Origin of the sequence: Aquabacterium parvum (assembly GCF_001447195.1) — a bacterium.
In the GTDB taxonomy this organism is placed as follows: Bacteria; Pseudomonadota; Gammaproteobacteria; order Burkholderiales; family Burkholderiaceae_C; genus Aquabacterium; species Aquabacterium parvum.
This window is the reverse complement of the sequence record NZ_LFRI01000245.1, coordinates 78159-99343: the sequence shown is the minus strand read 5'-3', so window position 1 is coordinate 99343 and position 21185 is coordinate 78159. Positions and strand designations below refer to the sequence as shown.

Sequence of the window (21185 nt, the reverse complement as noted above, 5' to 3'; positions counted from 1 at the left end):
GCCCCACCACCAACCTGCGCCTGAGATCCTGCAATTCGTCGTTCATCGCTACGTTCCCACGTTCATCTACGTGGGAACGTAGGCTGTCAGAGCACAGCCTTGGTGGCTAGGGTGGGGTTCAATGACCGCTTACGATGCTTCACCCAACAGGGGCTTGATGTCGAGACTGTGTTCTTCGCGAACCCCGGTGACAACAACGCTGCACTTGCTGGCGGCGCCATCGACTTCAGCACGAACCCCTTCACGCTGCCATTCTTCGCCGCCAACAGTGGCGTGCCCATTCGCGTGATTGCAGCGGCAGGCGGCTGGGGCGTTATGGAGGTGGTCTCGCAAGGCAAGTTTGGCTTCAAGTCGATGGACGACCTCAAGGGCTACATCAAAGCGGGCAAGCCCAAACTCAAAATCGCGACTCTGCAAGGTGACACCTTGGAGTTGATTCTCAAGCGCGATTTCAGCCGCCTGTCCATCTCCGAGAAGGACGTTGAGTTGGTGTACTTCAACGACCTCCTTGCCATGGTCGAATCTTTCCGCGCCGGCCAGGTTGACCTGTTGAGCCACATCAAGCCCTACACGACCGACATGGTCGTCAGCAGAGGGGCTGCTGTTCTGACAACGTCAGCCAAGACCTATTCGACCACCACGCCTAACACGGTGGTCAGCGTCCTTGACAAGACTCTGAAGGAACGCCCCCAGGTCATCTCAGCCTATTTAAAAGGCCTGATTTGCGCTGCAGCCATCATCAACAAGCAACCGGAGAAGGCTGTGGAGTACCTGACCAAGGGCAATTACTTCCGCGTCCCACCCAAAGTGCTCTTGGCCTCGTTCAAGGCTGCGCCGGCCCCGGTCAGCTTCGTCCCTGACGTCAACACCATTCAAACCGTTGTTGATGAGCTGACGCAGATGGGGTATGTCAAAGGCACTACCGGCACGAAAGACATTTTCCGCTTAGACACCATCAAAGCACTGGAGAAGCAATGAGCAGCCGAGACACCGGCGCTAGCAGCGTCCTCGCATTCGATGACCTTCCCCCGCTGGCCCGTGCTGCGGTACCAGATCACTCAACGGTCTACTCATCCGACTTGACGCTTTGGCGAGAGCGCATGCCAGGGGGCTTTCACTGGTCAGGGCTTGTGCGCCGTGGGAACAGCCTTCGCATCAAGACCCTGGGTCCACGTGCCAATGTTGCGGCGCTCTTCTACAACTTCGAAGACCGTGGTGAGCGCTACAACATGCCTGACACGTTGAAATCGCAAAGCACCGCCTGCCTGCGCAAGGGGCTGGTCTGCTACTCGGACATGGGGAGAGTGCTTTGCTCCGTCGCCGACTCCAGCATTGACTGGCACGACACCATCGGTGGAATGACTGACGCATCAATCGCGGCAGAAAGGTATGGCGTCAAAACCTACCAGGAGCATCGTAATGCGATGCACCGCAACGCACGCGACGGCTTCCTGACGCAACTTGGGAAATGGGGCCTTGGCAAGCGAGACCTCGTGCCAAACGCGAACTTCTTCAGCAAGGTGGAAGTAGACGACGGCGGCAACATGCTGTTTGCCCCAGACCACTGTGTAGAGGGTGACTTTGTTGACCTGCGTTTTGAGATGAACACCATCGTCGTGCTTTCCACCTGCCAGCACCGGCTGGACCCGAACCCAATCTACGAGCCTACGGCCGTCGAACTGGTTTGTTGGCGCTCCGGCACGGCTGGCAAAGACGATGCTTGCCGCTTATCCATGCCGGAAAACGGGCGTGGCTTCATCAACACCGAACGCTACTACCTATAAGGCAAAGGTCTGTCATGAACATACGCATTGTTGAAAGCAAGCTTGACCCGGCGCACGCCGTCTTCCAAGTTGACCATCCGGCGGGAACGTCGTGGATGCATGAAATCAAGAAGGGCCAGATTTACCGCATTGTCGACCTCGAGGGGAACCAAGCCGTCGACACGCTTTTCTACAATGCCCGAGATACTTCTGAGCGATACAGCTTGGTCCACACGATTCTGGCGCAGCAGAACCTCTATCTCGGCGTCGGCACACAAATCATGTCCAGTGAGAACCGGCCGATGCTCACCATCGTGGCCGACACGTGTGGAAGACATGACACGGTGGGTGGTGGTGCCTGCTCGTCTGAAAGCAACACAGTGAGGTATGCGCTTGAGAAGCGCTTCATGCACAGCTGTCGAGATAACTACATGCTGGGTATTGCGGAGCATCCATCGGGGCTTGACAAGCGTGATGTCGTGTCGAACATCAATTTCTTCATGAACGTCCCGATGACGCCGGAAGGACGCTTGACGTTTGAGGATGGCATCTCAGGTCCTGGCAAGTATGTCGAGATGCGGGCGGAGATGGACATTCTGATTCTCATTTCCAATTGCCCGCAGTTGAATAACCCCGCCAACGGCTACAACCCAACCCCGGTCCGCTATCTGGTGTGGGATGAACCAGCACAGAGCGCAGAGGTAGCGTGATGGGCAAGCGCTCTTTCAAGTCAGCCGCGCCGCCACTCGTTGGTGCTTTGTCAGTCGGGGCATTGCTCGGTGCTTGGGAGCTGGCCGGTCTCAAAGGAGGGGCGCTTGCCAGCGTGTTGCCGCCACCGTCGCAGTTCCTTCACAGCATCGCTGCGAGTGACTTCCGAATTGGTCTAGGTTCACAGGCTGCCACCGTAACTCAATCGCTGATGGCAACGTTCCTACGGGTCTTCGTCGGCATGGGCATCGCGTTTGTCGCGGCCATCCTGACGGGCGCGTTGCTGAGCTTGTCGCGCATCGCGACCTGGGCACTGTCGCCCATCCTGCAACTGCTCGCCCCCATTGCCCCCATTGCGTGGATTCCGACAGCCATCGTGGTCTTCGGCATCAATGACGTGACCGCGATATTCATCGTCTTCATGGGGGTCTATTTCATCTTGACCCTGGCCACTCTGGCCGAGATTCGACGAATCCCGCCTGAATTCAGCATCGTGGCGGGGAATCTAGGAGCATCGCCCGCTCAACGCTGGCTATGGGTGACGCTTCCGGCAATCCTGCCAGGCGTGTTTGTACTGCTTCGCACCAACTTCATCGCTGCCTGGATGGCCGTGCTGGTTGCCGAGATGGTGGGCCTACGAGACGGGCTTGGCGCCATCATCATGATGGGCCGCAATCTCTTTAACAACGAGTTGGTGATGTTTGGCATGGTGGTCATCGGACTGACCGGCTTCATTGTTGACCGCCTGCTGCAGTTCATTGGGCAGCGCATCCTGTGGTGGAGAGTATGAGCATGCTTAAGAAAACTGAACCCACAGATGCATTCCGTGTCGAGCAACTAACGGTGGACTTCGGCGGCAATGATGGTGGACCACTCCAGGATTTTTCGCTCGCGATTCGCCAAGGTGAAATCACCTGTCTTCTGGGTCGCTCGGGTTGCGGCAAGACGACTTTGCTGAAATCCTTGGGGGGCTTCGTGGTGGGGCGCGACACAGGTGGCGTGCTGTTCGAGGGCCGTTACATCAATGGCCCGACGCCTGACATCGTGATGATCTTTCAGGAGAACAACCTGTTCCCTTGGCTGACCGTGCGCGGAAATGTTGAGTTTGGTCTCAAGTTCAAACCAAAGACCAAGGCTCGCGAGGAGGCGGTCAACGAGATGCTGAAGACCGTGGGTTTGGACGAGGCGGCCGGTCGGTACCCAAACGAGCTTTCGGGCGGAATGCGTCAGCGCACGGCCATCGCCAGGGCACTCGTGTCGGACCCTCATGTCCTGTTGCTCGACGAACCTTTTAGCGCACTTGACATCAGCTTGAGGCGACGCATGCATGCTTTGATGCTGGAACTCTGGGAAAAGACCGGTATGACGATGGTGATGGTCACTCACAACATCGAAGAGGCGCTGCAGGTCGGCCACCGGGTCGTCGTGCTGGGTGACCGGCCAGCGCGTGTTTTGATTGACGCAGACACTCGTTCCGAAGCCTTGAAGGACCGCTATTCGCCAGAGTTTCTGGCGTTGCAGCAGCGGATTGAATCAGTCATCTACTGAAAGCAATCATGAACGGCATTCACGACATGGGTGGCCTGCACGGCTTTGGCTTGGTGGCTCGCGAGAAAGATGAGCCGGTGTTTCACTCTCGTTGGGAAAGCAGGGTCTTTTGCATGACCCAGGTTCTTGATACAAAACAAATCTGGAATCTGGACGAGCACCGCCACGAAATCGAACTCATGCCGACCGCCGACTACCTGACGGCTGGGTACTACGGCCGCTGGCTTTTCGCGATGGAGCGTTTGCTGGCCCGCAAGGACATTTTGGGTGTGCAAGAGGTCCAGCAGCGAGTCGACGAACTCAGTGAAGGGGCCGAGCGACTCACCCCACCGGCGGCTGGAGCCAGAGCCTGGCCCTTGTCGAACGACAGGAAGGTTCGATGGGGCGCGTGGCGCCATGAAGAGACCGTGACACCTCGCTTTTCCGTTGGGCAAATCGTCCGGGTTCGCAACCTCCATCCGGAGGGCCATACCCGGGTGACAGCTTATGCGCGCGGAAAGGTCGGCGTGGTCGACCGGGTCAACGCCGAAGCCTGGATATTCCCGGACACCAGAGCCCACTACCGGGGCGAGCACCCGCAGCCTGTTTACGGCGTGCGCATTCCGGCAACGGAGCTGTGGGGGCCACAAGCCGAAGCCAACACCAACGTCTTCATCGACTTGAGCGAAGACCACCTTGAACCAGCCTGAACTGACATGGACAATCACTCAAACACTGAAAAACCTTGGCAAGCGGTTAGGACCGAGGCGGTCGAAAGCCTGCTCGTCGAGCTCGGCGTGATTGACTCGGCGCGAGTCGATGAGTTTGTCCGCCACTATGAGGAGAAGGTCGGGCCAAAAGGTGGCGCTCGGGTTGTGGCCCGGGCCTGGATGGACCCTGACTTCAAGGCGCGCCTCATGGCGGATGGTCTGGCGGCCTGCGCCGAGTTGGGCCTGGGCGGGCCTGAGACCGAGAAGCTCCATGTGGTTGAGAACTCGGCGACAGTTCACAACGCGGTGGTCTGCACCTTGTGCTCATGCTATCCGTGGCCCATTCTCGGCGTCCCCCCGGCCTGGTACAAGTCCAGCGCGTACCGGTCACGCATGGTGCGAGAGCCACGTCGCTTGCTTGCGGAGATGGGGCTCGTGCTTGACCCTGCAGTCGAGGTTCGTGTCTGGGACAGCGTCTCGGAGATTCGCTACCTGGTGTTGCCCGAAAGACCTGCTGGCACTGAATCGTTTACGGAAGAACAACTAGCTTCGTTGGTGAGCCGTGACGCGATGATTGGCGTGGCCAAGGTGGCACTATGAATGCTGCTCTCGAAACGGCACCAGCAACCTTTCCCACGCCATGGGCTGCCCGGGCATTTGCGCTGGTCAATGCCGCAGCGCAATCTGGCCTGTTCGACCTGCGGGAATTTCAGCAGGCCCTGATTACCTCGATCCGCGCCAAAGAGGCTGAGGGAGGCTGTATTGGCGACGAGGCGGCCTACTACGACTGTTGGATTGAGTCGCTGACCAACCTTGTGCGAGACAGGGGCGTCTCACCCACAAAGCTTGCGGAGGCAGAAGCCGCCATCAGAGAGCGCTTTGCTTCTCGGCAACATCAGCATGACCACCACACCCACCATGACCACCACGGTCATGACCATCACAGGCATGACGAGCATCCTGGCGATACGCCTCGACCCATTTTTGTGGAGCAAGCACGATGAGACAGGTAAGCGCCCAGCCGTACATGTTTCCGGTAGAGAGGCACTTTGACCCGAAGACTGCTGTCCTCGTGGTGATTGACATGCAGAGGGATTTTTGTGACCCCCAAGGCTACATGGGACGCCGCGGCTCGGATGTCAGTGCGGCCCAAGCGCTGGTCCCTCGGATTGCCTCATTGCGAACTGCGGCGCGGGCTGCAGGCATGCGTGTCATCTACACGCGGGAAGGTCACCACCCCGACCTTGGTGACCTACCAGCAAGCAAGCGTGCCAAGACGCGAAGAGCGGGAGCGGAGATTGGCTCGAAGGGCGCCTTGGGACGACTGCTCATTCGAGGAGAGGTGGGCTGGGACATCATTGCTGAGCTAGCACCAGGGCCGGGTGAGACGGTGATTGACAAAGTTGGCACGGGCGCCTTCTACGCAACCGAGCTTGAGCACCGTCTTCGCGTGCAGGGCATCGACCAGGTGATTCTGGTAGGTGTCACCACGGGCGTGTGCGTCTCGACAACGGCACGTGAGGCCTCAGACCGCGGCTTCCATGTGCTGGTCCTGGCCGACTGCTGTGCAGAACCGGAGCAGCGCATGCATGACATCGCATTGGAGCTTCTCCAAGTGGAGGGTGGCTACATCGCCGCCGTGGCCGACAGCCATGCATTGATGGATGTGCTCTCCAGTCATTTCGAAGCCAAAGGAGGGGAGTGATGAACAACCATGTTGAGTTCACGGAAGCTGGGGTACCTGGCGAAGCCAGCAGTGTCCGTTCTCGATGGGTAAGCGCTGCCATCTCAGTGCTTCTGGGGATGTTGATTGTGTATGGCGTCGGCTTTGCGCCCGGCACCCTGCATGGCAGTGCACACGACGCCCGACATTCAGTTGGCCTCATCTGTCATTGAGGCGGCCATGCTGACTCGAATTCTCCTCATTGGAATCCTCGGTGGCGCGATGGCCGGCTCAGCGGCATCGTTGGTGCAAGGCACAGTCCTTCAACCCATGATTGTGTTGGCAGAGGCCGCAGAAGCTGCACAGCCGGAGCGCGAGGCCGTCTCTGACCATGACCACGGGGAACATGAACACACGCACGGATCAGACGAAGAGCCGCCCGGCGACCCCATCGTGCGAAAGATATCGACCGCTGTAGCCGTGATCTGCACCGCCATGGGCTATGGACTGATGCTCAGTGGCGTACTTGCACTGTGCCGCAAACAGGGGTGGCGGGCTGGCTTGACCCTTGGCGCGATTGGATTCCTTTCTTTTCAATTGGCCCCTGGGCTAGGAATACCTCCACAACCGCCTGGGATGCCATCCTATGACGTGCACATGAGGCAGTTGTGGTGGCTTCTGACAGCATTCGGCACATTGGGGGCCTCCTTCTCGGCCATCCAAGGCGTCAGACGTCGCAAAGTGGCGCTCTTGACGACATCGCTTGCCCTGATAGCTCTGCCTCACATCCTGCGGTTTTGGCTTCCTGGCACGGGGCCCCTGCCCGAGCTGGCTTACCTGACCACACCGTTTGTGCTCGCCTCATTTGCCATGACGGCAGTGCTTTGGCTGTCGTTAGGCGCGGCGGTCGGATTTCTACAAGCCCGCATACCGCCATACGCATAGCGCAGCGGTTTTCATCAATTCAGTTCACACCGGTGAAACACCCGGTGCGAGTCAACTCGTCTTTAACCACAGAGAGTACACATGCACATCAGCATAGAGCCACACATTCGCGGGCTGATTCAAAAGACGGTGACCGGCGAGTTGCACCCCTTGACCATCGTCGACGAGGTGCTTCATCGGCTGGAGAGCCAGCGCGAGAATCCCATCTTCATATTCACGGTAACCCCGCAAGCCCTGCGCCAGCGAGCCAATGAGCTTGCCGCCCTGACGGAAGTAGAGCGAGCGCGCTTGCCGCTTTATGGTGTGCCGTTTGCCGTGAAAGACAATATTGACGTGGCAGGCATGCCCACGACTGCCGGTTGCCCCCAGTACGCCTACACCCCCGAGAAAAATGCTTTTGTGGTTGAGCGCCTACTCGCCGCCGGCGGCATGCTGGTCGGAAAATGCAATTTGGACCAGTTCGCAACGGGGTTGACAGGCATGCGTTCGGTTTATGGCAGTCCTATCAATCCCTACAGCCCTGACCACATTTCTGGTGGTTCAAGCTCCGGCTCGGCTGTGGCGGTGTCTTGCGGCATTGTCCAGTTTTCCCTTGGGACGGACACTGCGGGTTCGGGGCGCATTCCTGCAGGTTTCAACAACATCTTGGGCTTTCGCCCATCGGGAGGCCTTCTCAGTGCATCAGGTGTTGTTCCTTGCGCCAAATCACTTGACACGATTTCGGTGTTTGGGAACTGTGCTGACGACGTCCGACGCGTTCTGGAGGTGGCCGTTGGTTTTGATGTTGAGGACCCTTTCTCGGTTGAACTGCCAAGCCGCTCAGATGCATTCACGGCACCTTCCTTTGGCGTTATCGAATCCCGAGACGAGTTTTTCCTTGGTGACGCTCACGCCCGCTCGGCCTATGAGCGGGGCGTAGCGCGACTGAGGGCGCTTGGCTACCGAGTCGAACTTATCGACTACGCGCCGTTCAAGGAAATCTCGGATATGACGTACTTCGGGCCGTCCATGGCAGAGCGGACTGCCGTGCTTGGTGACTTCATCGCTAGCCATCCTGAGGCCAGCTACACACCCGTCGTGAGAGACGCAATTGCCAATGCCGTCAAGTTTTCGGCAATCGATGCTTTTGAGATGATGCATCGCATCAAGGAACTTGAAAGAACAATCGAACTTGATGTGTGGTCGAGGGTGGACGTACTGTGTCTTCCAACAGCACCCACGATACATACCCGGGAGGTGGTCAGGAAAGACCCGGCCTATGGCTCGAGCAGTCTCGGTGCCTACACAAATTTCGCGCCGTTCCTGAGCATCCCCGCCGTCTCCGTTCCGAACGGCTTCCGGCCTGATGGTCTGCCATCGGGCATCATGTTTGTGGGCCGCCGTGCCGACGACATGCGTTTGCTTCAGGTCGCTGAGATGTTCACCGGGTAGCCAGGTTTGCTGGCATGGAAGGGCGCTTGATTGTTCCCTCCTGTGGCTGCAAATTTGCAAGTCGGTCAAAATGCCAAGGTGGGGCAAGGTTTAGGACCCAGCTTCCCATCGATCCGAGCTGTATGGGTTTGACACCGGCAGGAGGCCCTTCAATTTTGAATCCCCGTATACCCTAAGGACCTCTGCTATTACCACTTGATAGCCATTCAGCCACTGTCCCTGCTTTGCCTTGGCTTCCAAATGCGTTGGATGCTTCATGAGGGCCTTTAAGGCTTCAAGGGATTCCCAATAGTAGACGTTGGACACAAGACCCGTGGAGTTGTTCTCCCAAGTCTCCTCGCCTAAGTAGCCGGGGATGTCGCGCGCTGCTTCAGCGATAGCTTGGTCCAGCCGATGAAACTCATCATCAAACTGGTTCTTGGCAAAGATGAAGGTAGACAAAAACATTGTGGTGCTCCTGGTGATTTAGTTGATTGCTGGTTAAAGCGACTCAAGGGAACTCTCTTGACTATGTATGCCCAGAGGGCTGTAGCTTCATGCGTCAACCGTGATTGCGTGGAGGAGCTTTTCACGCAAAACCGTCGAGTGACCGCTGTTGCTGACGCAAGCGGCCCATCGTTTCTCCGCGCACGAGGTCCGCAACCGCTGCAAAGGGGTCATCGCCGACCGGTCGCCCTCCTCGGGGCGAGGACCGCGCAGGAGGGCCGCCGTTGGACGACTGTCGCAGGCTTTGTTGCGCTGTCGCGCACTCTATTGCGCGTGAACAGCTGCTCACCGGGGTTGACTCCCTAAGCTTGCGTGTGACCGTGGTCGGGTCAATGCAAGGAGACCCGACATGCGCAAGTTTTGGTACATCACTGGCGAGCTGGCCGAGGTGCAGCGGTACATCAATGTGCCGATGCGATGGTGCGAGCAATACCCTGCCCGCGAACGGCGCGAGTTCTGGATTGCCGCCGATGATGGTCGTGACATCAAGCTCGTTGTTCACAGCAGGGTGATGCCCGCGCGCCGGGGGCACCGGGTCAATGTGTTGCTGCTGGGCAATTGGGTGGTCGGGCTGGCCAACCTGACGACGGGGCGGCAGGTGAATTTCGTGTCAGAGGATCCGCCAATGTTGCTGCGCAAGTGCGATGCGCTGGCGGTGCTGGTCATCCTGGCTGGCGGCCTGGCCGCAGCGGTTGCCTGGGACGTTCGGAGCCTGGTGCTCACCGTGCCGGTGGTGCTGATGTACCTGCCGTTGCGTGTTTTGGGCCGTTGGCTGACGACGTGCCGACTGCGTTGGCAGGTGAGCCATTGGCTGGCATCCATGGCCTGGGCGCCGTGCGCTAGAGACAATGCCGCCTTGGCCCTGCCATCGCGTACGGCTCACAACGTCTACAGCCTCTGTCTGAAAAGCCGGAAATCAGAGGATTGAACGCCCGATAAGATCACCCCCATGATTGACGACATCAAAAAGACACTCTGGGCCACCGCCGACAAGCTGCGCGCCAACATGGACGCCGCCGAATACAAGCATCTTGTGCTCGGCCTGATTTTCGTGAAGTACATCTCGGACACTTTTGCCGCCCGCCGCGCTGAGCTGAGCACCCGCCTGCGTGACCCCAACGACGAATACTTCTATGGCGATGCCAGCCAGGAAGACATCGATGCGGAACTCGAAGACCGCGACTACTACCGCGAGGTCAACGTGTTCTGGGTGCCCGAGCCTGCGCGGTGGGAGGCCATCCGAGCCGCAGCCAAGCAGCCTGACATCGGCAAACGCATTGACGACGCCCTGAGCCTGATCGAAGCAGAGAACCCCAAGCTTAAAGGCATCCTCGACAAACGCTATGCCCGCGCCCAGTTGCCCGATGGCAAGCTGGGTGAGCTGGTTGACTTGATCTCCACCATCGGCTTTGGCACCGATGCCAGCACCGCCCGCGACGTGCTGGGCCAGGTGTACGAATACTTCCTGGGCATGTTCGCCAGCGCCGAAGGCAAGCGGGGCGGGCAGTTCTACACGCCCGCCAGCATCGTCAAGACCTTGGTGGCTGTGCTGGCCCCACACCATGGGCAGGTGTATGACCCGTGCTGCGGTTCAGGCGGGATGTTCGTGCAATCCGAGAGGTTCATTGAGGCGCATGGAGGCCACCTGGGCGATGTGTCCATCTACGGGCAAGAGGCCAACCCAACCACCTGGCGCTTGGCGGCCATGAACCTGGCCATTCGCGGCATCGACTTCAACCTGGGCCGCGAACCTGGCGACACCTTCACCAAGAACCAGCATCCTGATTTGAGGGCTGACTTCATCCTGGCCAACCCTCCTTTCAACATCAGTGACTGGTGGCATGGCAGCCTGGAAGGCGACCCTCGCTGGCACTATGGCGACCCACCGCAAGGCAACGCCAACTACGCCTGGTTGCAGCACATGCTGCACCACCTCAAGCCCACCGGGCGCGCGGGCATCGTGTTGGCCAATGGCTCAATGTCATCCAGCCAGAACAACGAAGGCCAGATCCGAGCGGCCATGGTCGATGCCGACGTGGTCGAGGTGATGATTTCTTTGCCTGGACAGTTGTTCTTCAACACCCAGATCCCGGCTTGCTTGTGGTTCCTGGCCAAGCGCAAGCAGCGCAAGGGCGAAGTGCTGTTCATCGACGCCCGCAAGCTGGCCCGCATGATCAGCCGTGTGCAGTGCGAGTTCACTGATGAGGTGATCGAGCGCATCGCAGGCACGGTGGCTGCTTGGCGCGGCGAGGCCGATGCCGCCGCGTATGAAGACGTGCCCGGCTATTGCCGCAGCGTGCCGTTGGCCGAGATTGCGCAGCACGGCCATGTGCTGACGCCAGGGCGCTATGTGGGCGCCGAAGAAGTGGAAGACGACGACGAAGCCTTTGCCGACAAGATGCAAAAGCTCACCGAAAAGCTGGGCGAGCAGATGGCCAAGGGCGCGGAGCTGGATGCGCTGATTCGGCAGAAGCTGGGGGGGCTGGGGTATGAGTTCTGAGTGGCCAGTCCTACCACTTGAGGAATGCTTAGACGCCCTCATTGACTATCGCGGAAAGACGCCTGATAAGACCGACTCGGGCATTCCCCTCATTACCGCAAAGATCATCAAGGCGGGGCGAATTGAGACCCCTACGGAGTTCATCGCTGTCGATAACTACGACGCATGGATGAGGCGTGGCATACCTCGGGCTGGCGATGTAGTGCTCACGGTCGAGGCCCCACTTGGGGAGGTAGCTCAGCTTGGAAAAGAGAAGGTGGCTCTTGCTCAGCGGGTCGTCACCCTGCGAGGTAAGAAGGGGCTTTTGGACAGCACGTATCTGCTGTACCTCCTTCAGTCGGAAGAGCTTCAAGATCAACTACGGTCTCGTGCAACTGGTACCACCGTGCTGGGCATCAAGCAAAGCGAGCTGCGAAAGGTCCCTATCAAGTTGCCGCCGGTCGATGTTCAGCAGGAGGCCGCGGGAGCGCTAAAAGCACTCGACGACCGCATCACCCTCCTGCGCGAAACCAACGCCACCCTCGAAGCCATCGCCCAAGCCCTGTTCAAGTCCTGGTTCGTCGATTTCGATCCCGTGCGCGCCAAGCTGGCTGGTCTCGCGCCCGAAGGCATGGACGAGGCCACTGCTGTGCTCTTCCCTGATGCCTTCGAAGAGTCGGCTCTTGGCCTGGTGCCGAAGGGGTGGGGTGTTCATCGACTGGGCGACATTGTTGAGCGAGTAACCAAGGGCACGACGCCAACAACGCTGAAGCGCCCCTTTGTAGAGTTCGGAATTAATTTTGTCAAAGCGGAATCCATGACGGATGACGGCGACTTTATCCCTGCAAAGTTTGCGTTCATTGATGCTGAGACTCATAAGCTGCTTCAGAGGTCTCAACTGAAGGAGGGTGATGTATTGATCTCGATTGCTGGCACCATCGGGCGAACAGCCGTCATGACTGAAGACTTCTTGCCAGCGAACACCAATCAAGCCGTGGCGATTATTCGACCTAGAGATGAACTGCTACCGAGTGGGCTCATTGTTCGGTTTCTCAACAGGGCCGAGTCGAAGCAACTCATGGGCGAACGTGTTGTTCAGGCTGTGCAGGCAAATTTGAGTCTGGGCACGCTATCTGACTTGAAGCTTGTGGTGCCGCCTTCAGATGTCATTCGCCAAATATTCAACGCAGCCTTAGCGCCAATTGATGCTGCCAAGACGATTAATCGGAAAAGGGCTCGCACGTTGGCCACCCTCCGCGACACCCTCCTCCCCCGCCTGATCTCCGGCCAACTGCGTTTGCCAGAAGTCCAGAAGCTCAACGAAGAGGCCATCGCATGATTAGTGATCTGACGGTGCATAGACCAATGAATGAGCCCGCACGAAGCGGGCTCAGGGTCAAACGGGCAACGGTGAGGTCACTTGCCCTTTGGCTTGCCCGCCGCGTCAGAATAGTTGTCGTGCCGATAGAACTCAACAATGAGCGGGCGGCGATGAAGGATTTCAGTGGCTCGATACGGACAAGCATTCAAAGACAGAGCGGTGGCCAGGTTGTTGCCGCCGGAGAGCGCGGCGTTGGCGGTGGTCTCGAAAGAGATAGGCATTGCAGTGGACACGCTGGAGCGTTGGCTCGCGGATGCCCTGTCCAAGCCTGCCCGAGGGCGGGCTTGGACAGCCAGTGCTCGGCTTGAGGCTGTGATCACCACGGCCTCGATGAGCGAGTCAGACAAAAGTGCCTGGTGCCGAGAACACGGTGTGTATCCGAACGAGCTGGATCAATGGCGCGCCAGCTGCACCACGGCATTGTCCGACCCCCACGAGGCTCGCGCCAGCCCTCAGTCGACCCGGCAAGACCGCAAACGCATCAAGGAACTCGAACATGATCTGCGGCGCAAGAACGCCGCGCTGGCCGAGACAGCAGCCTTGCTGGTGCTATCAAAAAAACTCGAGGTGATCTTCAACAAGGGCGAGGACGAATGATCGCCCTCGAAGATCGCCGAATCGTGGCCCACAACATCCAGATTGCCCATGCGAATGGCGCGCGTTTGCGCCCGGCGTGTGAGATGGCTGGCATTGATCTGCGCACCCTGCAGCGCTGGCAGGCTCACGCGGGGCTCACAGCGGGCGATGGCAGGCCTTTGGCTGCCCGTCCCATGCCCCGTCATGCCTTGACGCCAGACGAGCGTGCGCAGCTCCTGGCCGTGGCCAACCAGCCTCGCTTTGCCAGTGTGCCGCCAGCGCGTATCGTGCCGATGCTGGCCGACGAAGGCGTCTACCTGGCCAGCGAGTCGAGCTTCTGCCGTGTTCTGCGCGAGCACGGGCAGAGCCGTTGCCGAGGCCGCGCCAAGGCTCCCAGGGCCTCGCGTCCGCCGACCACGCACATCGCCACGGCTGCACGACAAGTGTGGTGCTGGGACATGACCTATCTGCCCGCGAACGTCATGGGGCGCTGGTTCCACCTGTACCTGATCCTGGATCTGTACAGCCGCAAGATCGTTGGCTGGGAAGTGCACGACACGGACGACTCGGTTCATGCCGCGCATCTGGTGCGCCGCACCGCCTTGGCCGAGGGCATTGCCATGCTCGCCCAAAAACCCGTACTGCATGGCGATAACGGCTCCACGCTCAAGGCCACGACGGTGTTGGCCATGCTCAACTGGCTGGGCGTCAAACCTTCGTACTCCAGGCCACGTGTGAGCGATGACAACGCCTATGCCGAGTCCTTGTTCAGGACAGCCAAGTACCGCCCAGAGTTCCCCGCCAAGGGCTTCGCAAACCTCGACCAGGCCAGGACATGGGCCGCTGACTTTGTTCGTTGGTACAACCACGATCACCGCCACAGCGGCATCAGCTACGTCAGCCCGGCTCAGCGCCATGCCGGTGAGGATCACGCCATCTTGGCTGCTCGCCACGCGCTGTACACACAGGCCCGCGAGGCCAACCCAGCTCGCTGGTCTGGCTCGACGCGCGACTGGTCACCGCTAGGGCCGGTCACTCTCAATCCAGAACGTGATTGCGTCGTCAGGGGCCACTCCCCAGCAGTGGATATATCGCTTCTGGCTGCATGAATGACGCGACAACTACCTTGACACGCGCCGCTTGCCACCAGGCCGTTGTGTCAGCGCTGAGGCTGCCACCGACTTCACTGCAGCCGGGGTCTTGGGGTTGCTCAACAGCTTGGAGGCTGTGGAGGCGACGCGAGCAGACGTCTGCTCATTGGGGGTCTTCTTGGTTGCCAAGATGGATACCTTTCAAAGTTCACGTGCAAGGAAGTGGCAGGCGCCTTGAGAACAAGGCACCTGCCACCAATGGGTCAGACGAACAATTCCATCTGACCGGGATGCGAGCGCCAGTGTTGGCAAACAAGTTCCCGGCGTCCAAGCCGGAAACGGACGTATGCCCGCACAAAAACGCTCTTCCAACGGGCGTAGGCCATGCCAACTCCTTTGCGAAGAATGGAGGGGTTTTCACGTATGCCCGTGCACTGCGAACTGGTAAGATCCGCCGTCTTCGCTAAGACGTGTTGTGCATGGGTGGTTTGGTAGACCCCTGTTCACCTCACCAAAGGCCCTTGAGTGTTAGCGCACTCCGGGGCCTTTTTCTTTGCTGATCAACTGGGTTGAGCGTGCTCCTGAAGTTGATCAGGGAACTGGCTGCGGACTTCAGCCTTGATGCTGCTGAGCAAGCGCCAGTTGCCGGATTCAAAACGCACGCGCCCAGCCACGATGGTGGGATGGATGCGCAGCTTGTCTGCCAAAGCCATGGCGGCATCCATCGTGGGAGAGCTGACCAAATCTGACGCCAACCATTCGGCTTGTGGAATCAGAATTTCCCGAGCGCCATCGTCGGCCTGGCGTTCCTCTTTGGTTTGCTGATGGATCTTGTCTTCAAGGTTGTCGGCGATGAAAGAACAGCCAGGGCCCAAATGCATTTTGACGTGCACCAGCTCGTGCAGCAAAGCGAACCAGAAGTTATCGAGCCGGTCATGTCTTAGCGTCAATGCCACAACGGGGCGATCCCCATCAAGCATGGCGGCACCATCAAGATAAGTCCTGTTGAAGTGGTTCTCGAACACCAGGGCAATGCCCATGTCGGCCAAGAATTCCTGCGCCAGACGAGGCCCTTGCTCGAAGCGAGACAGGCGCGCCAACTCTTTCAGGCGCTCGTCCGTCAAGCTGCCGTCCACGTACGCCGATTTGAACTTGATTTGGCGAGCCTTTTTGAGCACAGCCACATGCCAAGTCAGCAGGGCATAGTCATCCATCGTGCGGCTACCGCTTTGGTGCATTGGCGCACGCAGCCTTGCTTGCTGGGTGGGGTGTAGCTGGATGCCGCGCATGAAGGAACGAACCAATTCCTCGGCGTTGTCCTTTGCTTCTCGGAGCGTGCCTCGAAAGTCTTTGAAGTAACCACGGTTGAACATTTCCTTGATGGGGAACTTGCTCGCGTCGTAGGCCGGGTCCTCAGACAGGTCAATCGCATCATCGGTCTTGGCCAGCAAAACATCAGCCGGGATGCCCAGCTCTTGATGCAGCTTGCGGATCATGGCCAGGTTGAGCGGGCGCTTTCGTGCCAACACCTCAGACACCTTGGGCAGTGAGCCCATGTACTGCACCAGATCCACCTTCTTGAGCCCCAGCTGATCCATGCGAAACAAAATGGCCTCAATCGGATCAGGAGCCACGGGCTCGACTTTGCTGCGCTCGTAAGACTCAATGACCAAGGCCAGCAATTCCAGTTCAGCTTCCTTGCTGGAGCCCGGCGCCAATTCTTCGTCCATCAAAGCCGACAGACGAACGACAGCCGCATCGTAATCACGCTGCGTCTTGATCACTTTCACCTGTTGCTTCATACCCGTTCCTTTCATTTGCCGAGCCAGCTTAAAACTTCAGCTTGTCGTACTCGGCATGTGTGCCAACCCACTCGATCAAGATCACGCCGTTTTGGTACTTGGCCTTGATGACCAATCGGTAGGTGTTGCCCTTGATGTTAAAAATTACCTTGTTGTCCGCCAGAAAGCTGGCACTGGGGTATCGGATCTTGACGTCCTGCGGGCCTGCCCAATGGGCGCGCTCAGCCTCAATGCGCCAGGCGTCAAGTGGCCCACGTGCATCAGCGTGTTTGCGTTTGAAATCGTCGAGCTTGATGAGGCCAAGTAGTTGCATGGTTTGGTCATGACTGTTCCCCCCAGTCCTTTGCGTATGATACTTCCCTGCGCAGGGTTGTGTCAATTGTGGTTGAGCGGAGGAAGTGTCATGACAATGGCACGGGCACCTACGCTGTGGAGCGCATGAAGCAGATGTTTGTGGGGCCACTGAACCCCGAAACGGGGTTGGGGCTGGAACTGTTCACGGTTCGCCTCCCGCAGTTCCCAATCGAGGGGGGCGTGAGACCATCTTGAACGCACCCACCCACCGCGATTACCTGAACCCTGGCGAAATCCTGATTCGTGTTGAGTTGCGAGACCTGCTCGGGTTGGGTGATTCGCCCTCAGCCAGTGTGGAGGCCTCGCATCACCTGACCAAATGGAGCCAGGACGATGGCTTCCTGGCTGGTCAAGCAGGTGCTACGTGGTAAGCCGTTCCACACCTTGAAATGAGCGTTTAGCAACTGTTAAGCAAACTGCTAAACAGTCTAAAAATGGCTTTCAAATCAATAGCTTGCAGATGAGTTTGCTAAACGCGTTGTTAAATGCATGCCCCTCAGGGGGCTACGGCCCGGATGGCCCACCGAGGCGGCGTCTGCCATCAGCTCCGGTAATAACGGCGGTAGCTCCGGTAGTAAGCACGCCAGCTCCGGTAGCAACGGCGGCGGCTCCGCTATGCGCGCAACTTGCCGTTCTGGGCGTAGAGAGTGCTTAAAAGCAAAACCTTTGCGACAAGGCCGGAAGGGGAATTTGTCTTTAAATTCAATGGTTTAAGTGCTTAAACGCAAAACATAGTGCGCCTGCCAGAAAGCGAAAAGCCCCGATGAACCCACCGAGGCTGCAGCGCCAACCGGGAACCCCCAATCCACTTGGGCTACATTTTAACTACCTCGCGTCAAGCAAGCAATAAGCATCAGGGTGTCGATGACCGAAGACCAACTCGAACAAGAAGCACTGGGCTGGTTGGCTGAGGTGGGCTATGCGGTTCATTCCGGCTTAGACATTGCGCAAGACGGCAGCAACCCGCAACGCGCCGACTACCGCCAGGTCATCTTGCCCTTCCGGCTGCGTGAAGCCATCCAGCGCCTGAACCCCAGCATCCCCACGTCGGCGCGTGAAGACGCCCTGCAACAGGTGCTGGACCTGGGCATCCCGGCCTTGTTGCCTGCCAACCGTGCCTTGCACAAGCTGCTGGTGGGCGGCGTGCCAGTGCAATACCAGAAAGACGGCGATACCCGGGGTGACTTCGTGCGCCTGGTCGATTGGTCTGATGTATCGCGCAACGAGTTCTGGGCCGTCAACCAGTTCACCATCAAGGGGCCGCACCACACCCGCCGCCCTGACATCATCCTGTTCATCAATGGCCTGCCTCTGGTGCTGCTGGAGCTGAAAAACCCCGCCGACCAGGTTGCCGATATCTGGAAGGCCTACGACCAGATCCAGACTTACAAGGCCCAGATCCCCGATGTGTTCCAGTACAACGAGGTGCTGGTCATCTCGGATGGCACCGAGGCACGCCTGGGCTCTTTGTCAGCCAACGCCGAGCGCTTCATGCAATGGCGCACCATTGATGGCGTCAGCCTCGACCCGCTGGGCGAATTCAACGAGCTGGAGACCTTGGTTCGTGGCGCCCTGGCGCCGCAGTACCTGCTGGACTACCTGCGCTACTTCGTCCTGTTTGAGGATGACGGTGCCCTGATCAAGAAGATCGCCGGGTATCACCAGTTCCATGCCGTGCGCGCCGCCATTGAGCACGTGGTCGCCGCGTCGCGCACCGACAGCCCGGCCAGCATCCAAGGTAAGGGTGGCGTGGTCTGGCATACACAAGGCAGCGGCAAGAGCATCACCATGACCTGCTTTGCCGCTCGGGTGATGCAAGAGCCAGCGATGGCCAACCCCACCATCGTCGTCATCACGGACCGCAACGACCTAGATGGTCAGCTCTTTGGTGTGTTCAGCCTTGCGCAGGATCTGTTGCGCGAGCAGCCCGTGCAGGCCACCACGCGGCAAGAGCTGCGTCAGCTCCTGAGCAACCGACCATCCGGCGGCATTGTCTTCGCCACCATCCAGAAGTTCATGCCTGGTGAAGACGAAGACATGTTCCCGGTCTTGTCCGACCGCCGCAACATTGTCGTGATCGCCGATGAAGCCCACCGCACGCAATATGGCTTCGAGGCCAAGCTGAAGACCCGCAAGCTCAAGCCCGAGGCTGGGAAGAGTCCCGCCACGGCGCTCATCACAACCGATGGCGACGGTACTGTGGTGGCCTCCACGGCTGACTTCGCGCCGCCTGAGTACAAGACCAGTTACCAGGTGGGCTATGCCCAGCACCTGCGCGATGCCTTGCCTCAAGCCACCTTCGTGGCCTTCACCGGCACGCCCGTCAGCAGCACCGACCGTGACACCCGCGCTGTGTTCGGTGACTACATCCATGTCTATGACATGCAGCAGGCCAAGGAAGACGGCGCCACGGTGGCCATCTATTACGAGTCACGCCTAGCCAAGCTGAGCCTGAAAGAGGACGAGCTGGCCCACATCGACGACGAAGTGGACGAGCTGGCCGAAGACGAAGAAGAGAGCGACCAGGCTAAGCTCAAGAGCCGTTGGGCGGCGCTGGAAAAAATCGTCGGCGCCACACCGCGCGTGGCCAGTGTGGCCAGCGACTTGGTCAAGCACTTTGAAGAACGCGACAAGGCCCAGCCCGGCAAGGCCATGGTGGTGGCCATGAGCCGCGACATCTGCGTGCACCTGTATGACGAGATCACCAAGCTGCGCCCCGATTGGCACGATGCGGACCCGGAGAAGGGCGCCATCAAGATCGTGATGACCGGCTCGGCCAGCGACAAGGCCTTGCTGCGCCCACACATCTACAGCGCCCAGGTCAAGAAGCGGCTTGAGAAGCGTTTCAAAGATCCCACCGACCCGCTGCGCTTGGTGATCGTGCGCGACATGTGGCTCACCGGCTTCGATGCACCGTGCGTGCACACCTTGTACGTGGACAAGCCCATGAAGGGCCACAACCTCATGCAGGCCATTGCCCGCGTGAACCGTGTGTTCAAGGACAAGCAAGGCGGCCTGGTGGTGGACTACATCGGCATCGGCAATGAGCTGAAGGCCGCGATGAAGGAATACACCGCCAGCAAAGGCCGGGGCAAGCCCACGGTCGATGCCCACGAGGCCTACAGCGTGCTGGCCGAAAAGCTCGATGTGCTGCGCGCCATGCTGCACGGCTTTGACTACAGCGGCTTCCTCACAGGGGGCCACAAGACCTTGGCAGGTGCCGCCAACCATGTGCTGGGCATCAAGACCGAGCAAGGCCGCGAAGGCAAGAAGCGCTTTGCCGACACGGCATTGGCCATGAGCAAGGCCTTCACCCTGTGCTGCACGCTGGACGAGGCCAAAGCCGTGCGCGAAGAGGTGGCCTTCATGCAGGCCGTCAAGGTGATCCTGACCAAGCGAGACATCTCAGCACAGAAGCGCACCGACGAACAGCGAGACCTGGCCATCCGCCAGATCATCAGCTCTGCCGTGGTGTCTGAAAGCGTGGTTGATATCTTTGATGCCGTGGGCCTGGACAAGCCCAACATCGGATTGTTGGACGATGACTTCCTTGCCCAGGTGAAAAGCCTGCCCGAGCGCAACTTGGCGGTGGAGTTGCTGGAGCGCTTGCTCGAAGGCGAGATCAAGAGCCGCTTTGCCACCAATGTCGTGCAGGAAAAGAAGTTCTCCGAGCTGCTGGGCAACGTCATCAAGCGGTACCAGAACCGATCCATCGAAACCGCGCAGGTGATGGAGGAGCTGGTCGAGATGGCCAAGAAGTTCAGGGAGGCGGCATCGCGCGGCGAGACCCTGGGCTTGACCGACGACGAAGTGAAGTTCTACGACGCACTGGCCATGAACGAGTCAGCCGTGCGCGAACTGACCGATGAAACGCTCAAGAAGATCGCCCACGAACTGACTGAAAACCTGCGCCAGAACATCAGCGTGGACTGGTCACAACGTGAAAGCGTGCGGGCCAAGCTGCGGCTGATGGTCAAGCGCATCTTGCGCAAGTACAAGTACCCGCCAGATGCTGCGGATGCGGCGGTGGAGCTGGTGCTGGAGCAGGCTGAGTCGCTCGGGGATGCATGGGTGGGTTAGCCTCGCATCATTTTTTGGTTACGCGCAGGGAGATAGACGAAGTGCCGAGATTCAGGGCATCTGCCGCATAACGGGCCTAAACATCCCTCAGTCTCGGGGGTGGCGATGCCAAAAGTGCTGCCAGACTTCAACCTTGTAAGAACTTGTCCGGATCGGCAGGGCTTGTTGTGGCGGCCACAATGACGTGTT

20 protein-coding genes and 1 pseudogene are annotated in these 21185 nt (G+C 59.0%); 17 read left to right on the top strand and 4 right to left on the bottom strand.

Features of this window, described 5'->3' with window-relative positions; all coding sequences use genetic code 11:
• Window positions 1–111: 111 nt before the first annotated feature.
• From ABG80_RS09370 to ABG80_RS09325, 12 genes are all read left to right on the top strand, one after another.
• The gene (locus ABG80_RS09370; RefSeq protein WP_200964292.1) at window positions 112–978 is read left to right on the top strand and encodes an ABC transporter substrate-binding protein; all 867 of its coding nucleotides are present in this window, start codon (window positions 112–114) and stop codon (window positions 976–978) included.
• Window positions 975–1784: an urea amidolyase associated protein UAAP1 gene (locus ABG80_RS09365; protein ID WP_083505963.1), complete on the top strand. Its 810-nt coding sequence runs from the start codon at window positions 975–977 to the stop codon at window positions 1782–1784. Before ABG80_RS09370 ends, ABG80_RS09365 begins: the two co-directional genes overlap by 4 nt.
• Window positions 1785–1804: 20 nt before the next feature.
• Window positions 1805–2473 (top strand): urea amidolyase associated protein UAAP2, encoded by a 669-nt coding sequence (locus tag ABG80_RS09360; RefSeq protein WP_200964295.1) that lies wholly within the window; start codon window positions 1805–1807, stop codon window positions 2471–2473.
• The gene (locus ABG80_RS09355; RefSeq protein WP_058087440.1) at window positions 2473–3261 is read left to right on the top strand and encodes an ABC transporter permease; all 789 of its coding nucleotides are present in this window, start codon (window positions 2473–2475) and stop codon (window positions 3259–3261) included. Before ABG80_RS09360 ends, ABG80_RS09355 begins: the two co-directional genes overlap by 1 nt.
• A 2-nt stretch (window positions 3262–3263) precedes the next feature.
• Complete coding sequence (locus ABG80_RS09350; RefSeq protein WP_058087439.1) at window positions 3264–4019, top strand: ABC transporter ATP-binding protein; 756 nt, start codon at window positions 3264–3266, stop codon at window positions 4017–4019.
• Between the two features lie 8 nt (window positions 4020–4027).
• Entirely contained in the window at window positions 4028–4708 is a 681-nt protein-coding gene (gene nthB / locus ABG80_RS09345; RefSeq protein ID WP_058087438.1) for a nitrile hydratase subunit beta, read from the top strand.
• 6 nt (window positions 4709–4714) lie between these two features.
• On the top strand, window positions 4715–5308 hold the full coding sequence (gene nthA, locus ABG80_RS09340; RefSeq protein WP_058087437.1) for a nitrile hydratase subunit alpha: 594 nt from the start codon (window positions 4715–4717) through the stop codon (window positions 5306–5308).
• Window positions 5305–5712: a nitrile hydratase accessory protein gene (locus ABG80_RS21365; RefSeq protein WP_083505961.1), complete on the top strand. Its 408-nt coding sequence runs from the start codon at window positions 5305–5307 to the stop codon at window positions 5710–5712. Before nthA ends, ABG80_RS21365 begins: the two co-directional genes overlap by 4 nt.
• The gene (locus ABG80_RS09335; protein ID WP_058087436.1) at window positions 5709–6413 is read left to right on the top strand and encodes a cysteine hydrolase family protein; all 705 of its coding nucleotides are present in this window, start codon (window positions 5709–5711) and stop codon (window positions 6411–6413) included. Before ABG80_RS21365 ends, ABG80_RS09335 begins: the two co-directional genes overlap by 4 nt.
• The gene (locus ABG80_RS24060) at window positions 6413–6604 is read left to right on the top strand and encodes a CbtB domain-containing protein (RefSeq protein ID WP_083505960.1); all 192 of its coding nucleotides are present in this window, start codon (window positions 6413–6415) and stop codon (window positions 6602–6604) included. The genes ABG80_RS09335 and ABG80_RS24060 overlap by 1 nt, the downstream gene beginning before the upstream one ends.
• Window positions 6525–7316 carry a CbtA family protein gene (locus ABG80_RS24055; protein ID WP_083505959.1) on the top strand — a complete coding sequence of 264 codons (792 nt, stop codon included), beginning with the start codon at window positions 6525–6527 and terminating at the stop codon, window positions 7314–7316. The genes ABG80_RS24060 and ABG80_RS24055 overlap by 80 nt, the downstream gene beginning before the upstream one ends.
• An 81-nt stretch (window positions 7317–7397) precedes the next feature.
• Complete coding sequence (locus ABG80_RS09325) at window positions 7398–8747, top strand: allophanate hydrolase (RefSeq protein WP_083505958.1); 1350 nt, start codon at window positions 7398–7400, stop codon at window positions 8745–8747.
• A gap of 90 nt (window positions 8748–8837) precedes the next feature.
• Here the strand turns inward: ABG80_RS09325 and ABG80_RS09320 are convergent, their stop codons facing one another.
• On the bottom strand, window positions 8838–9194 hold the full coding sequence (locus ABG80_RS09320; RefSeq protein WP_058087434.1) for an antibiotic biosynthesis monooxygenase family protein: 357 nt from the start codon (window positions 9192–9194) through the stop codon (window positions 8838–8840).
• A gap of 388 nt (window positions 9195–9582) precedes the next feature.
• Between ABG80_RS09320 and ABG80_RS09315 the strand changes: the two genes are divergently transcribed.
• From ABG80_RS09315 to ABG80_RS09305, 3 genes are read left to right on the top strand one after another with little or no spacing between them, the layout of a single operon-like run.
• Complete coding sequence (locus ABG80_RS09315; protein ID WP_058087433.1) at window positions 9583–10161, top strand: hypothetical protein; 579 nt, start codon at window positions 9583–9585, stop codon at window positions 10159–10161.
• A gap of 21 nt (window positions 10162–10182) precedes the next feature.
• Window positions 10183–11733: a class I SAM-dependent DNA methyltransferase gene (locus tag ABG80_RS09310; RefSeq protein WP_058087432.1), complete on the top strand. Its 1551-nt coding sequence runs from the start codon at window positions 10183–10185 to the stop codon at window positions 11731–11733.
• Window positions 11723–13051 carry a restriction endonuclease subunit S gene (locus tag ABG80_RS09305; protein WP_058087431.1) on the top strand — a complete coding sequence of 443 codons (1329 nt, stop codon included), beginning with the start codon at window positions 11723–11725 and terminating at the stop codon, window positions 13049–13051. The genes ABG80_RS09310 and ABG80_RS09305 overlap by 11 nt, the downstream gene beginning before the upstream one ends.
• 77 nt (window positions 13052–13128) lie before the next feature.
• On the opposite strand, the gene ABG80_RS23455 is transcribed toward ABG80_RS09305, so the two are convergent.
• Window positions 13129–13314: a hypothetical protein gene (locus tag ABG80_RS23455; protein ID WP_235513805.1), complete on the bottom strand. Its 186-nt coding sequence runs from the start codon at window positions 13312–13314 to the stop codon at window positions 13129–13131.
• Between ABG80_RS23455 and ABG80_RS09295 the strand changes: the two are divergent.
• Window positions 13253–14778: pseudogene (locus ABG80_RS09295) on the top strand (IS3 family transposase). The gene ABG80_RS23455 and the pseudogene ABG80_RS09295 overlap by 62 nt on opposite strands.
• Window positions 14779–15320: 542 nt before the next feature.
• Here ABG80_RS09295 and ABG80_RS09290 read toward each other — a convergent pair.
• Window positions 15321–16562 (bottom strand): ImmA/IrrE family metallo-endopeptidase, encoded by a 1242-nt coding sequence (locus tag ABG80_RS09290; protein ID WP_058087429.1) that lies wholly within the window; start codon window positions 16560–16562, stop codon window positions 15321–15323.
• 28 nt (window positions 16563–16590) lie between these two features.
• Complete coding sequence (locus tag ABG80_RS09285) at window positions 16591–16875, bottom strand: type II toxin-antitoxin system HigB family toxin (RefSeq protein WP_058087428.1); 285 nt, start codon at window positions 16873–16875, stop codon at window positions 16591–16593.
• A gap of 905 nt (window positions 16876–17780) precedes the next feature.
• Here ABG80_RS09285 and ABG80_RS09275 point away from each other — a divergent pair.
• Window positions 17781–20996 (top strand): type I restriction endonuclease subunit R, encoded by a 3216-nt coding sequence (locus ABG80_RS09275; RefSeq protein ID WP_058087426.1) that lies wholly within the window; start codon window positions 17781–17783, stop codon window positions 20994–20996.
• The last annotated feature ends 189 nt before the right edge of the window (window positions 20997–21185 follow it).